This window comes from Kribbella qitaiheensis (assembly GCF_042657745.1).
In the GTDB taxonomy this organism is placed as follows: domain Bacteria; phylum Actinomycetota; class Actinomycetes; order Propionibacteriales; family Kribbellaceae; genus Kribbella; species Kribbella qitaiheensis.
On record NZ_JBHSKE010000034.1, the window covers coordinates 322,570 to 336,522 of the forward strand.

Below are 13,953 nucleotides of genomic sequence, written 5' to 3' on the forward strand. Positions count from 1 at the left end.
GACCTCGTCATCTGACGAACTTCACGTCCGGATACCTCGGGGACTCCTGCACCAGCAGTCGCTGCGGACGTCCCTTCAGGAACTTGTCGAAGTGTGCGCCGAGATACGCCCGCTGCGCAGCCACACTCCGCTCCGGGTCCACCGTCCCGAGCGACGCGATCACCGTCTCGTCCGGTACGCCGTACGCGCGCGCCACGGCCGGTACGGAGAACTGGTAGTCGGCGAAGGCACCGTGGGTCCCGGCCGGAATGCCCAGGTCCAGCTTCCAGCCGCGCTGGTTCTTCCAGAAGCTGGTCCAGGACGGGTCGTTCAGCTCGGAGCCGGGTTGCGGCAGGTGCGAGTGCCCCTGCCCGCCGAACAGCAGGAACGGCCGGTCCAGCCCGCGCTTGGCGACCTCGCTCAGCACACCGTCCGGGAAGCCGTACTGCATGGTTCCGTCCAGATTCGCTCCGACGTCGATCCGCCGGTCGACGAGCATCGCCTCAGCAGCCGCGAAACCGCCGAGCGAGTAGCCGAACATGCCGATCCGCCGCAGGTCCGTCGCCCGCGTCAGATTCCGCGGCAGACGGCTGAGGTTGTCGAGCACGAACCTGGTGTCGGCGACCCGGACGGCCGCCGCCTTCTGGATGGCGTCCGCCGGTACGACGGCCGGCGCGACCCGCCCGCCCGGGAACTCCACCGGCGCCTCCCCGGTGTGGTCCATCGTCACCACCACGTACCCCCGGCTGACCAGGTCCTCGACGTGGTTCGTGCCCAGCAACCGCGAAGTCCCGAAGCCCGGGGAGTACAGGATCACCGGGTACCGCCCGAGGGAGCGAACACCGGTCCGCGCGTGCGTCGGCGTACCGGCATAGTCGATCCTTCCGGGCTTCAGGCCGAGCACTGCGCCCACCTCGTCGGCCAGCGGTGCGGCCACGTGTGGAGGCGCGTACGGAGCGCGCGGACCGTGGGCGCCCGGCAGCGCCGGGTACCAGACGCTGATCATCAGCTCACGCTGCCGGCCAGGCATCCACGCATCAGCCCGGGACTTGTCGACCAGGTGCAGTTCGGTGGTCCCGATCGGATACGGCCCGGTCGGCTCCGGCAACACCAGCCGGTACGCCGTGGGCGCCGCGGCGGCTGATGTCGGTGGAGACGCACCGGCGGCCTGTGGAACGGCGGCAGCGGTGACACCGGCGGCGAGCAGGGCAAGCAGGGAACGTCGATTGATTGTCGTCATCCCTCGACCCTGCCCGCCACCGTTGTCAGCGCGAATCACCCAGGAGACGGACCCGCCCCTCCCAAAGGTTGATTCAGCGGACGAACGTCACCTCGGCGAAGTCCGGGGACTGCTCGCGGAGGAGTCGCTGGGGCTTGCGCTGGAGGAACTGGTCGAAGAGGGCGGTCACGTACGCCCGTTGGGCCTGCACGCTGCGGTCCGGCTCGACCGTGCCGACCACGGCCTTCACTCCCGTCGCACCCTCGTCTCAACTTCATGATGACCACTCGGCGACGGATCGGGTCCGATCTAGTGACAAAGCCCGACCTGGTGAGTTATCAATAGCGCAATCCTGTTCATAGATGCGTGAAGTGAGGCACTCGTGAGCATCTTTGTCCGCGTTAAACGTTCAGCCCTTCTCACCGGAACATCCCTGGCTCTGGTCGCGGGTGCCTTGGTCAACGCAGTCGGCGCGGGACCCGCTGCCGCCGGCTCCACCGAGGCCGCCGCCGGCGACACCTCCCTGGGCGCGGTGACCGCCTTCGCCGCCGAGACAGCGCAGTACACGCTGACCGCCGGGACCGCGAAGGTCCGCGTGGTCTTCCTCAAGGACGACGTGTTCCGGATCTGGCTCGCGCCGGACGGCACCTTCACCGACCCGGCGAACACCCCGCCGACCGACCCGACCGCCCCGGCGTCGAACATCGTCGCCAAGACCGACTACGCGAAGCCGAAGACGTCCTGGCGCGACCGGGGCAGCTACTACTCGCTCAAGACGGACGCCATCGAGGTACGGGCGACCAAGTCGCCGCTGCGCTTCTCCCTGTACCGGGCGAACGGGCAGCAGGTCTGGTCCGAGACGGCTCCGCTGTCCTGGAACGACACCTCTACCACCCAGTCCCTGAGCCGCGGGGCGAACGAGCAGTACTTCGGCGGCGGGATGCAGAACGGCCGCTTCTCGCACCGCGACCAGACCATCACGGTCGCCCGCGACTTCAACTGGGAGGACGGCGGCAACCCGAACGCCTCTCCGTACTACATGAGCACCGCCGGCTACGGCGTACTGCGGAACACGTTCGCGCCGGGCAGCTACAGCTTCACCGACCCCGTCGTCACCAAGCACGACGAGAAACGGTTCGACGCGTACTACTTCGTCGGCGACCTCAAGACCTCGCTGGACCGCTACACCGAGCTCAGCGGCCGCCCGTTCATGCCGCCGATCTACGGCCTCGAGTACGGCGACTCCGACTGCTACAACCGTGGGCACTACGCCACCGACCCGGATACCAGCAACGACTGGAAGGTCCACCCGGAGAAGGTGACGACGCTGGACGCGGTCAAGGTGGCGCAGAAGTTCCAGGACGAGGACATGCCCGGCGGCTGGATGCTGGTCAACGACGACTACGGCTGTGGCTACTCCGACGACACCGACTCCGAGCAGGTCGACGGCACCTGGTGGGGCAAGCGGGAGATCCCCGCGCTCAAGCAGACCGGTGACGAACTGCGCCAGCGGAACATCCAGATGGGCCTGTGGACGCAGTCGTCCCTCGACCGCCAGCCGGCCGAGGTGGGCGAGGCCGGGGTCCGGGTGCGCAAGCTGGACGTCGCCTGGGTCGGCCCGGGGTACCGGTACGCGCTCAGCGCCTGCGACACCGCGCACGACGGCATCGAGCAGTACAGCAACGCCCGCGGCTACGCCTGGATGGTCGAGGGCTGGGCGGGTGCGCAGCGGTGCGCGGTCCAGTGGACCGGCGACCACAGCGGCTCGCTCGACGCGATCAAGTGGCAGATCCCGGCCATCACCGGTTCCGGCAACTCCGGGATCGCCTACAGCGCGGGTGACGTCGACGGCATCTTCGGCGGCTCCCCGACCAGCTACACCCGGGACCTGCAGTGGAAGGTGTTCAACCCGGCCTTCATGACGATGTCCGGCTGGGCGACCCCGGCGTACAAGCAGCCGTGGACGTACGGCGAGCCGTACACCTCGATCAACCGCAAGTACCTCAAGCTGCGCGAGCGTCTGCTCCCGTACTTCTACTCGTACGCCGCCGAGGCGCACCGCACGGGTGCTCCGCTGAACCGCTCGCTGGTGCTGGAGTACCCGAAAGACCCGAAGACCTGGGACGACACCACGAAGTACGAGTTCCTGGCCGGTAAGGAGTTCCTGGTGGCGCCGATGTGGGGCGCCGACGAGGTGAAGAGCGGCATCTACCTGCCCAAGGGCAACTGGGTGGACTACTGGACCGGCAAGGTCTACCAGGGCCCGACGACCGTCAACGGGTACCACGCGAAGCTCGACACGCTGCCCTTGTTCGTCAAGGCCGGCGCGGTGGTCCCGATGTGGAAGAGCGGCATCAACTCGGCCGCGGAGCAGGCCTTCGGCGATCGGCTCACCATCGACGTCTACCCGCAGGGCAAGTCGTCCTTCTCGCTCTACGAGGACGACCGCGTCACCCGCGACTACAAGCAGGACAAGTCCGCCACGCAGCAACTCGAGGTGAGCGCACCCGTCTCGGCTCGCGGCGACGTGACCGTGAAGATCGGCGCCAGCCACGGTTCGTACACGGGCAAGCCGGGCGCCCGGCCGTACGAGCTGACCGTCCACACCGGCACCGCACCGCGCGACGTCACCGTGGACGGGAGCAAGCTGACCAAGCTGGTCAGCAAGAACGCGTACCTCGCGGCCTCCACCGGTTGGTACTACGACAACGGCGTGGTGCTGGTGAAGACGGCATCACTGTCGACCTCTCGTGATGCCACCGTGCGGCTGGACGACACCACCTCGGTCGGCGGCGGCAAGGCGGTCTCCGACACCTTCGGCACCCCTGAGCTCTCCTCGCCGTCCCTGTGGAACGCCCCGGGCCAGGCCACCGAGGTCACCGCCACCTTCAAGAACGCCGGTACGACGGCGATGCGCGACGTACGGCTGGCTCTCGACCTGCCGGACGGGTGGACCGCCACCGGAACGAGCACCTTCGCCAAGGTCGACCCGGGCGAGACGGTCAGTACGAAGCTGGCGGTGACTCCTGCCGCCGCGGTGAAACCGGCCAGTTTCACGCTGCGGCTGGACGCGTCGTACAAGGTGGACAGCGCCGCGTACACCAACAGCGCGGTGGCCACGGCACAGTTGCCCTACGCATCCTTGTCGCAGGCGGCAAACGTTGTCGGCGTGAGCGACGCGTCGAGCTTTGCCCAGGGCAACTTCGACGGATCGGGCAACAGCTTCAACGGCGAGGCCCTCGCCGCGGCCGGCTACACACCGGGGGCGAAGGTCACCGTGCAGGACGCCGAGTTCACCTGGCCCACGGGCGCTCCGGGAACGCCCAACCTGGTGAAGAACCAGCCAGCCCCGATCCTTGTCTCCGGCACCGGTTCTCACCTTGCCCTGCTGGGCGCGGGAGCGAGCCTGAACGCCAAGGGGAGCGTCACCGTCATCTATACCGATGGATCCGAGTCGCAGGCTCCGTTCCAGTTGCCGAACTGGTGTTGCCAGGACCCGGCCACCGGCGGCGCCAAGCTCGCGGTGTCGGTGAAGGGCCGGTACACCCCGGCCGGTCTGGCCAACACCACAACGGATTACCGGGTCTTCTACACCGCTGTAGCCCTGGATCCGGGCAAGACGGTGAAGGCGATCAAGCTGCCCGGCGGCGGCCTCGGCTTCTTCGCCGCGACCATCGCGGACAAGCCGCTACCACCGGCACCCACCGGGCAGCCCTGGGTGAGCGACCTGGAGTGGATCGACTCGAGCAACGGCTGGGGACCGGTCGAGCGGGACAAGAGCAACGGCGAGGATGGCGCGGGTGACGGCGGCCCGCTCACGCTGGACGGCACGCAGTACTCCAAGGGGCTCGGAACCCACGCACCGTCGTCGGTCAGCGTCCGGCTCGGTGGCAACTGTTCGGCCTTCACCGCGAAGGTCGGGGTGGACGACGAGATGGAGGATCGTGGCAAGGTGAGCTTCAAGGTCGCCGTCGACGGTGTGGCGAAGTACACATCGGATCTGCTCACCGGAACGTCGCCCACCGTGCCTGTCACGGTCGACGTGACCGGTGGTCAGGTACTGACGTTGCAGGTCACCGACGCCGGTGACGGCGTCACCAGCGACCACGCCGACTGGGCGGATGCCCGCCTAACCTGCGGAAGCAACTGACACATCCGACTTTCGGCTGGACTTTCCCTGAGCACCCCCGGAACCCACCTGATCGCCGTCCCAGGGGACGGTACAGGTGGGTTCCGGTGGTAACCCGCCCCTTCTCCATGACAGGGTCTGACCTGGCAGGACCATGGCCCCCTCCCATGGTGGTGCCAGAGCCACTGAGGAAGTAGTGCCAACACCATCAGATCTGGTCCCCAGGGCGACTACTTTCGAAGTAGGGATGCAGCCGTCGGGGCAGCTGTTCAGAGAGGGCGCGTGGGAGTCATGGTTGTGACATACCTGAAGAGATGGGTCGGCAGCCGGTTGCTGAACAGGGCCACTCGCCGGGGTGGACTGGATCTGTCGAAGATGCGGATCGTCCCGCGCCAGCTCTCGATGCCGCTGCGTCGCGAAGGCCTGGACCCGACCCCGGAACTGGGCGGGGTCCGTGAGACCGAGCCGGTCCACAAACTCGCCCACCTGTTCGGGCTGAACGTCTGGGTGGTCAGCGGCCACGCCGAGGCCAAGGCGGTGCTCGCGGACACCACGAACTTCAGCAACGACATCCGGCCGCTGGTCGGCTCGGACCCGGACAAGCCGTCCGAGGGGATCGGCGGCCTCGGCTTCACCGACCCGCCGGACCACACCCGGCTGCGCAAGCTCCTCACCCCCGAGTTCACCAAGCGCCGGCTGGCCAGGCTGGAGCCGGCGATCGAGAAGATCGTCAACGACCAGCTGGACCTGATGGAGGCCAAGGGCCCGGTCGTCGACATCGTCGCGGACTTCGCCTTCAACGTCCCCTTCCTGCTGATCGCCGACCTGCTCGGCGTCGAGGAGTCCGACCGGGACAGGTTCAGGGCCCTGGGCCCGGCCCGTTTCGACCTGTCCGGCGGCGGGATCGGCGTCTTCGGCTCGGCCAGCGAGTCGCGCGAGTTCCTCTTCGAGATCGTCGGCAAGCAGCGCAAGAACCCCGGCGACGGCCTGATCGGCTCGATCATCCGTGAGCACGGCGACGGGATCGACGACATCGAGCTCGGTGGGCTCGCTGACGGCGTCTTCCTCGGCGGCTACGAGACCTCGGCCAGCATGCTGGCGCTCGGCACCCTGGTGCTGCTGCGCGACCCGGAGAACTTCGCCCGGATCCGCAACGAGCCGGGGGCGGTGGACGCGATCGTCGAAGAGCTCCTGCGGTACCTGACGGTTGTGCAGGTCGCCTTCCCGCGGTTCGCCAAGCACGACCAGGATCTGTTCGGCCAGCAGGTCAAGAAGGGCGACCTGGTCGCCGTCTCGCTGTCCGGCGCGGACCGGGACAAGGAGGTGTTCGGGCTGGACGCGGAGTCCTTCTACCCGCAGCGGGCGCCTGCCGCACACCTGGCGTTCGGGCACGGCATGCACCGCTGCGTCGGCGCCGAGCTGGCCCGGATGGAGCTGCGAGCCGCGTTCACCGCACTGGCGCACCGCTTCCCGGACCTGTCCCTGGCGGTCGCCGAGGAGCAACTGCGGTTCCGCGACTTCTCCATCGTCTACGGAGTCGAGTCCCTGCCGGTCCAACTCCGCGCTGCGGAAACCCAACAAGCAGCCGGCTGATTCTGCCGGCCTCCTTGTCCTGACAATAGTGCCGACGGCCACGCTGAGCGGAGTACTGGTCATCAGGCCGTGACAGCGGGCCCCTCCGCGACCACAATGGGCGGTCCGACCCGAACAGCGGGTGACGGACGGGAGGGGCGGGGATGGACGCGGGGCAGCTGACCGCACGCATCGCCGCCGCGATGACGCTGGCCCAATCAGGCGGACACGCGGTCGCGGCGGACCAGATCGACGCGATCCGCGCCGAGCTCGGCGGCGTGCCCAGTTACGAGCTGGCGGCCGCCGAGTATGTCCGTGGCGTGGCCGCGCACCATGCCAGCGATGCCGACGAGGCGCTCGCCGCGGTGGACGAGTGCCTCGCCGTGGCCCGCGCGATCGACGAGCCCGGCTGGGAAGCGAACGCGCTGCCGATCCGGATCATCAATCTGGCCCGGAGCGGACGCGGTGGCGACACCGTGAACGACATGGTCGCCGCCGAGCACGCTCTCAAACGAACCACAGATCCCGGCCTGCGCGGCTGGGCCCACACCGGACTCGGGTATGCCTACGACGTGTTGCGGCTGTTCGAGCTGTGCATTCCGCACTACGAGAGCGCCACCGGGATCGACGCCGACGTGCTCGAGCTCGCGGAGTCGCCGGCGATCGACCGGCTCAACCTCGCGGAGACCTACCTGCGCTGGGCCCACGAGCTCGAGCGGCTCGGCGACCCGGCATACGAGGCGGAGATCGAGGAAAGACTTGCCTCGGCGGCTTACTGGGCTCGCGAAGCGGTGCTGGTGATCGTCGACGACGAGAGCCAGGAGTACTGGCGGTTGAGCGCGCGGCTCTGGCTCGCCGCCGCGGCGACCGCCGGGGATCCCGCGGCAGCCGTTCAGGAGCTGGAGGAATGCCGCGATCAGATCAGCAAGCTCGGGGAGACCGAGCGGCTCGCGATCGCCGGCGCCTACCTGGCAAGGGCTTTGGCGGCGCAGGGAAAGCTGGACGAGGCAAAGGCCGCCGCCGAACGTGCGACCGACGACCTGATCCCGCTGGCCGATCCGGCGACCCAGATGCTTGTCCTGCACACGAGATCGGAGCTGGCGGCGAGCACCGGCGAGTACGGTGCCGCGGCCGGTCTGGCCTACGCGCGCTCGGTGGCCCGTGGCTGGTGGAAGGAACGCCAGCGCGCGCTGAACGCAGTACGGCATGCGCTGGTCGTGCATGATCTGTCGGCGCGTCATGACGCCGAATGGCATGCGGCACGGCAGGATCCGCTGACCGGCATCGGCAACCGCCGGGCGATGGACGAGCGACTGACCGCGGCGCGGGACTCCCACCGGGCGGTGACGCTGCTCGCCATCGACGTCGACGACCTCAAGGTGGTCAACGACACCTACGGGCATGCCTGTGGGGACGAGTTGCTGCAACTAGTGGCAAATCTGCTGGTAGAACAGGCACGAGCGACCGATGCCGTGATTCGATCGGGAGGGGACGAGTTCTTCGTGGTGCTGGATCAGCCGGATGCGAAGGGCGGCGCCCAACTCGCCGAGCGGGTCCGGGCCGCCGTCGCGACCGTCGGGGCGACGACCGCGAAACCGTGGCTGCGCGGATTGAGCCTGAGCATCGGGTACGCCGCGACTGCGGAAGGGGTACCGGTGGAACTCCTGGTCGCGATGGCGGACAACCGGTTGTACGAGGACAAGCGCCGAGTCAGGTGAGGGTCGGCGACAGGGGAGGTCGGGTGCGCGAGACGTCGGGCGTGACCGCGCGGATATCCGCGGCGATGACCCACGCTCAGTCCGGTCACCCGGCCGAGGCCGCGGCGGACGTCCGCCGGCTGCTGGCGGAGCTCGGCCCCGATCCGTCCAGCGAACGCGCCGCCGCCGAGTACGTCCGCGCGGTCGCCGCACACCACGGCATGGACGCCGAGGAAGCCCTGGACGCCGTCGACGACTGCATTCAGGTGGCTCGCGCCATCGAGGAACCAGGCTGGGAGGCCAACGCGCTCGCGGTCCGCATCGTCACCCTGATCCGCACCGGTGAGGGTGGTGACTCCGTCGCCGACCTGGTCGCCGCCGAGAACGCGCTGGCCCGGACGCGCGACCCCGGCCTGCTGAGCTGGGGCAACACCGGTCTGGGTTACGCCTACGACCTGCTGCGGCTGTTCGAGTTGTGCATCCCGCACTTCGAACTGGCTGCCGAGGCCGACGCGGATCCCCTCGGCCTGCCCGAGTCCCCCGCGATCAACCGGCTGAACCTGGCGGAGTCCAACCTCCGCTGGGCACACGAGATGGAGCGGCTGGGCGATTCGTCGTACGACGAGGGGATCCGGCGGCGACGGCTCGAAGCCAAGCGGTGGGCCGCCGAGGCGAACGAGGTGATCGTCCGGGCCGGTCTGATCGGCTACTGGCCGATGACCGGGCGGATGTGGCTCGCGGCTAGCGAGTACGACGTCAATCCCGGCGGGGCCGCGGTCATTCTCAAGGACTGCCGCGACCAGTTGGCGAAGCTGGGTGCTCTCGAGGTCGCCGCGATCGCCGGGGCCTACCTGGCCAAGGCCTATGCCGCGATGGGTCGCCTCGACGACGCGATGGAGGCCGCCGAGCGGGCGAGCACCGACCTGCCGCCCACCTCCGATCCCCCGGTCGAGGCACTGGTGCGGCACACCGCCGTACAGATCATCGCGGACTCCGGCGACACCGGCGCGGCATCCGGCCTGCAGTACGCCCGCGCCATCACCCGCGGCTGGTGGGCCGAGCGCCTGCGCGGCCTGTACGCCGTACGCAGCGCGCTGGCCACCCACGATCTCTCCATCCGGCATGACGCCGAGTGGCGGGCCGCGCGGGAAGATCCGCTGACGGGCGTGGGTAACCGCCGTGCGTTGGACGAGCGGATGACGGCCGCGCTTGACTCGGGTCGCTCCGTCGCGGTGCTCGCGATCGACGTCGACAATCTGAAGGTGGTCAACGACAGCCACGGCCACGCCTGCGGCGACGAGGTACTCCGCCGGGTCGCGCACCTGCTGACCGAGCAGTGCCGTGCCGAGGACGTGGTCGCTCGCGCCGGTGGCGACGAGTTCGTGGTGGTGCTGGACAACCCGGACGAGCGTGGCGCGCGTGAACTGGTCGAGCGGATCAGAGGTGCGGCCGAGCGGGTCGCCACGGACGCGGAGAAGCCGTGGTTCGCGATGCTCCGGCTGAGCATCGGCCACGCCGCCACCACGGACGGGACCGCGGTCGGCGACCTCCTCACCGAAGCGGACCGTCTCATGTACGCCGAGAAGCGCCACCGTCGTGCGGGTGGACTGCCTCGCCAGTAGTTCTGCTGGCTGGGGTCAAGCCATGGTCAGGAACCCTTCTACGGCAAGGTTTCTGATCTGTGGCAGGTACTCCGTGTGGACCTCCTCGACCGGACGATCCAGCAGCTCGGCCAATGCGTTGAGGATCTGCCCGACACTCAGGTCTCCGTCACACGCACCCACGAACCCGGCCAGCACAGTGTCCGCCTGCTCCGCCCGGCGCATCCCTCGTTGCCTTCGCAGCACGATCGTTGAAGGGTCTTCGGCACCTGGCCGGCCTGCGGTCTCCTGGACCACGTCGTCCGCGGTCGTCAGGTAGAGCGGGGTCAGGTCCGCCGGCAGTCCCTCGGTTCGCTCGAACCTGTCGAGCACGTGCGGCCCGATCGGCTGCTCGATCTCGAACGGCCACTCCTCCGCGAGGGTGCTCCCCTCGACGTTGTGGAGGTTGATCCAGCCCATGCCGATCGCCTCCACCTGCTGCTCGTCGAGCCACCGCAGCCAGGCGTCGTACCGGCTCGTGTACTCCGGTCGTCCCTGCAGGCCCGCGTCGCGCAGCCACAGCTCGACGTACTCGGCGGGGTCGAGCTGCTCGCGTTGCACCGCCCAGCTCGAGCGATCAGCCGTCCAGCTCGCGATGCGTTCGCGCCAGTCCTGGCCGCGCACACAGGTCCAGTTCGCGAGCAACTGACACCAGCCGCCGTCCGTCAGGTGCTCCGGCGCTTGCCGAACGAGCTGCTCGACCACAGCGTCGCCCGCGAAACCCGTCTCGCGATAGGTCAACCGACCATTACTCGGCGGCGCGATCACGTACGGCGGGTTGCTGACGATCAGGTCGAACCCCTCGCCCCGGACCGGCTCGTAGAGGCTGCCGTCGCGGACGTCCAGCTCGATCTTGTTCAGCGCGGCGGTCCAGCGCGTGAGCTGGAGGGCTCGCGGGTTCACGTCGGTGGCGACGATGTGGCCGACGCGGTCGGCGAGGTGCAACGCCTGGATGCCGCAGCCGGTGCCGATGTCGAGCGCCTTCTCGGCCTTGATCGGCACGGTCAGCTTCACCAGGCTCAGGCTCGCGGGCGCGATGCCGAGCACGTAGTCGGATCGCATCGGTTCTCGCCGGCCATCGAGCCCGGGCGTGAGATCCGCGACCACCCACCACTGCCGGTCGTCCTCCGCATACGGTCGCAGGTCGATCGCCGCACTGATCTGATCGCCCCGCGGCGTCAAGATGCCCAGGGCAAGCAGCTCGTCGTCGATGCCGTGGAATGCCTTCGCTGTCAGTGATTTCGGCACCGGGCGCTGGAGCAGGAATAACCGGATCATGATGTCGAGCGGATCGCCGCCGGCGGTGCGCTGGTAGGCCAGGGTCGTCTCGTTGCGCGCGAGCGCGTTGTCGGCCTGGGCACCCAGCCGCGCGGCGACACCTTCCACGGTGTAGCCCGCCGTCTCGAAGGCGTCCCGGAGCCGATCGACCAGGGAACCACTCAGCTGATGCTCGTCCATGACCCCATCCTCGCAGGCCGCCTCGACCTGCCCGGAAGTTATCCACAGGTTCCGGATCGGGCCGTTGCGAGGGTCGAATCCTGACAGGATCTCAGGCATCAGACGTCAGCAAATGAAGGGGAATCGCGATGATGATGCGAGCGGGGCTCGTCCTGGCCGCGGGGTTGGTGCTCGTGACCGGGTGCGGGGCATCAGGGCTGCAGACAGGCGCCGGAACGGTTGAGAAGAAGACCACCGAGGCGTTCCTGACCACCGTCGAGTCCGACTGGCACCAGCGGGTCGACACCGAGCCGAACAAGAACCTCAGCCCGGACGGCCGCTGCTACTTCGTGACCGGTGCCGATGGCAACCAATCGCTGGGGACCGTAGCCTGCGGTCCCCTCCGGCGTCTCGGTACTGCGGAGCGGCAGGTCTGGGACCTCGTCCGAATCACCACCACCGGCGGCGACGAGCCCGGCCTGGAAATTCCTGAGAACGAGCCCTGGAAGCAGTCCCAGCTCCGCCCGGACAGCAGTTCTCTGTGGCGACCGGACGACAAGGTGACCGACGACAACGCTGACAACCTGGCCGCTCCTCCTGCACCAGCGGCGACCTCCGGCCTGATCACCGTCACCGCCAAGAGCGAAACCTTGGAGCTCAAGCCGACCTCGGACAAGCTCGTCCTGCCCGACGGCACCGTGACACTCAAGGGGCTCGCGACGCCGGAGACCATCGGCAGCGGCACGGAGGTGAAGGCACCGGCCTCGGGTGAGAAGTTCATCGCCGCGATCTTCAGCACTAGCCCGACCATCGACCCGCTGACGGACCGCCCGGGCTTCGACGGGACAACCACCGCCACCAAGTGGACTGTGTCTGTCGGCGGCGAGCAGCGCCCGGTCGACGTACTGCCGCGCGGCGACGCCTCCGCGATGACTGGCGACCAGATGCTGCTCGTCTCAGTCCCCAAGGACGCCCCTGACGTGCTGTTGACGGCCACCAGTGGCCCCGTCGTCCAGTCGCTGTCGCTGACCACCGGCAAGCGGACCACCGACGCGGCCGCCACCTACTACCGCACCGGGACCCTGACCGACCTGAACAAGTCCCTACCGAAGACTGCCGGCAACCAGGGCCGCGACTTCACCAGCACCTACTCGCTCGCATTGCAGAAGGCTGTCCTGACTCCCTGGGATCCCGCCCGCGGCTGGGCGCCGCAGGGCAAGGCGTGGGTCCGGGTGCAACTCGCCTCGACCCTCAACTACGAGTCCATCCAGTACCAGATCGAATGGACCGCCCCCTTCCTGACCGCCACCGCAGACGGCCGGCCAGTCCCGGCAGTTCCCAACAAGGCAGACGACGACTACATCGCCCTCGAAGTCCCAGCCGACACCAAGGTCGTCCAACTCACAGCCACCGCCCGCCTGAAGTTCGCCGCCAAGAGCTACGCGCTCAGCGCCACGCCAAAGTCCGGCACAGTCACCTACCCATCCCTGACCGCCACAGCCACCTTCCGCTGACCCACCTAAAGCGGCTCGGTCGGTGGTAGCGCCGATCGAGCCGCGGGTCCTCCGCAACTGGAGGTGCCGACCGGAGGTACAGGTCAGGTCGCGGGTGCTCCGTAGCGCAGGCCGTCCACCAGGAGTCGGACGAGGCGGTCCGCACGTTCCTTCGAACCGGGTGAGCCGACGGAAAGGCTGAAGCCGCTCAGCGCGCCGGCAACGTCGTCCACGGTGATGTCCGAGCGGAACAGCCCGGCCTCGATTCCCGCCTCCAGCATCTCCTCCAGCGCGGCGTACACCTTGACGTGACTGAGCTGCACCGCGGTCGAGTCCGTGGCCATCACCACGGCCTTCACAGCCTGGGCCATCCCCGGCCGACCGGACACGTACCCGATGAAGCGCTGCATCCAGGTGATCAGCGCCTCATCGGGTGTCATCGCCCCCAGAAGCTCCTCAACCCCGTCGCAGAGCGCCCCGATCTCCCGCACATACGCCTCGGTGATCAACACCTCCCGGGTAGGAAAGTGCCGATACAGCGTCGCAATCCCCACCTTCGCCCGCCGAGCCACCTCATCCAGCGCGATATCCACCCCCCGCTCCGCAAACACCTCCACCGCCGCCGCCAACACAGCTTCCCGCTTAGCCCGAGCATCAGCCCGCAACCTCCGCCCACCTCCTGGATCGCTCGCGTCTCTCACGCCCACCGGATCAATTGAGTCGCTCGTACTGCGGGGGTCTTCGGGGCGTTCGGGCACGGCGGGAGCTCCTTGGCAGGGGCGGACAG

At 68.5% G+C, this 13,953-nt stretch carries 9 protein-coding genes; 5 read left to right on the top strand and 4 right to left on the bottom strand.

What is annotated here, in order from left to right:
- Nucleotides 1-7: 7 nt before the first annotated feature.
- Nucleotides 8-1,219, bottom strand: coding sequence for an alpha/beta hydrolase family protein (locus tag ACFPJ1_RS24105; RefSeq protein WP_380107186.1), 1,212 nt, complete (start codon nucleotides 1,217-1,219; stop codon nucleotides 8-10).
- Between the two features lie 73 nt (nucleotides 1,220-1,292).
- On the bottom strand, nucleotides 1,293-1,448 hold the full coding sequence (locus ACFPJ1_RS24110; RefSeq protein ID WP_380107187.1) for a hypothetical protein: 156 nt from the start codon (nucleotides 1,446-1,448) through the stop codon (nucleotides 1,293-1,295).
- A 132-nt stretch (nucleotides 1,449-1,580) separates the two neighbouring features.
- Between ACFPJ1_RS24110 and ACFPJ1_RS24115 the strand changes: the two genes are divergently transcribed.
- The 4 genes from ACFPJ1_RS24115 to ACFPJ1_RS24130 all read left to right on the top strand — a co-directional run bounded on the left by ACFPJ1_RS24115 (nucleotide 1,581) and on the right by ACFPJ1_RS24130 (nucleotide 10,218).
- Nucleotides 1,581-5,348: an NPCBM/NEW2 domain-containing protein gene (locus ACFPJ1_RS24115; protein ID WP_380107189.1), complete on the top strand. Its 3,768-nt coding sequence runs from the start codon at nucleotides 1,581-1,583 to the stop codon at nucleotides 5,346-5,348.
- A gap of 270 nt (nucleotides 5,349-5,618) precedes the next feature.
- Nucleotides 5,619-6,920 carry a cytochrome P450 gene (locus tag ACFPJ1_RS24120; RefSeq protein ID WP_380107191.1) on the top strand — a complete coding sequence of 434 codons (1,302 nt, stop codon included), beginning with the start codon at nucleotides 5,619-5,621 and terminating at the stop codon, nucleotides 6,918-6,920.
- A gap of 143 nt (nucleotides 6,921-7,063) precedes the next feature.
- Nucleotides 7,064-8,617, top strand: a complete 1,554-nt coding sequence (locus ACFPJ1_RS24125; RefSeq protein WP_380107193.1) for a GGDEF domain-containing protein — start codon at nucleotides 7,064-7,066, stop codon at nucleotides 8,615-8,617.
- Nucleotides 8,618-8,640: 23 nt separating this feature from the next.
- Complete coding sequence (locus ACFPJ1_RS24130; protein ID WP_380107195.1) at nucleotides 8,641-10,218, top strand: GGDEF domain-containing protein; 1,578 nt, start codon at nucleotides 8,641-8,643, stop codon at nucleotides 10,216-10,218.
- Nucleotides 10,219-10,233: 15 nt separating this feature from the next.
- On the opposite strand, the gene ACFPJ1_RS24135 is transcribed toward ACFPJ1_RS24130, so the two are convergent.
- A complete protein-coding gene (locus ACFPJ1_RS24135; RefSeq protein ID WP_380107197.1) occupies nucleotides 10,234-11,694 on the bottom strand; it encodes a DUF7059 domain-containing protein in 1,461 nt (486 codons plus the stop codon).
- A gap of 128 nt (nucleotides 11,695-11,822) precedes the next feature.
- On the opposite strand from ACFPJ1_RS24135, the gene ACFPJ1_RS24140 reads away from it, so the two are divergent.
- A complete protein-coding gene (locus tag ACFPJ1_RS24140) occupies nucleotides 11,823-13,187 on the top strand; it encodes a hypothetical protein (protein WP_380107198.1) in 1,365 nt (454 codons plus the stop codon).
- An 83-nt stretch (nucleotides 13,188-13,270) separates the two neighbouring features.
- Here the strand turns inward: ACFPJ1_RS24140 and ACFPJ1_RS24145 are convergent, their stop codons facing one another.
- Nucleotides 13,271-13,924 (bottom strand): TetR/AcrR family transcriptional regulator, encoded by a 654-nt coding sequence (locus tag ACFPJ1_RS24145; RefSeq protein ID WP_380107199.1) that lies wholly within the window; start codon nucleotides 13,922-13,924, stop codon nucleotides 13,271-13,273.
- Nucleotides 13,925-13,953: the final 29 nt, after the last annotated feature.

Excerpts from the sequence above, each read along its gene's own strand:
- ACFPJ1_RS24125 (WP_380107193.1), top strand. The coding sequence starts at position 7,064 with ATGGACGCGGGGCAGCTGACCGCACGCATCGCCGCCGCGATGACGCTG.
- ACFPJ1_RS24140 (WP_380107198.1), top strand. The coding sequence starts at position 11,823 with ATGATGATGCGAGCGGGGCTCGTCCTGGCCGCGGGGTTGGTGCTCGTG.
- ACFPJ1_RS24120 (WP_380107191.1), top strand. The coding sequence starts at position 5,619 with ATGGTTGTGACATACCTGAAGAGATGGGTCGGCAGCCGGTTGCTGAAC.
- ACFPJ1_RS24105 (WP_380107186.1), bottom strand. The coding sequence starts at position 1,219 with ATGACGACAATCAATCGACGTTCCCTGCTTGCCCTGCTCGCCGCCGGT.
- ACFPJ1_RS24135 (WP_380107197.1), bottom strand. The coding sequence starts at position 11,694 with ATGGACGAGCATCAGCTGAGTGGTTCCCTGGTCGATCGGCTCCGGGAC.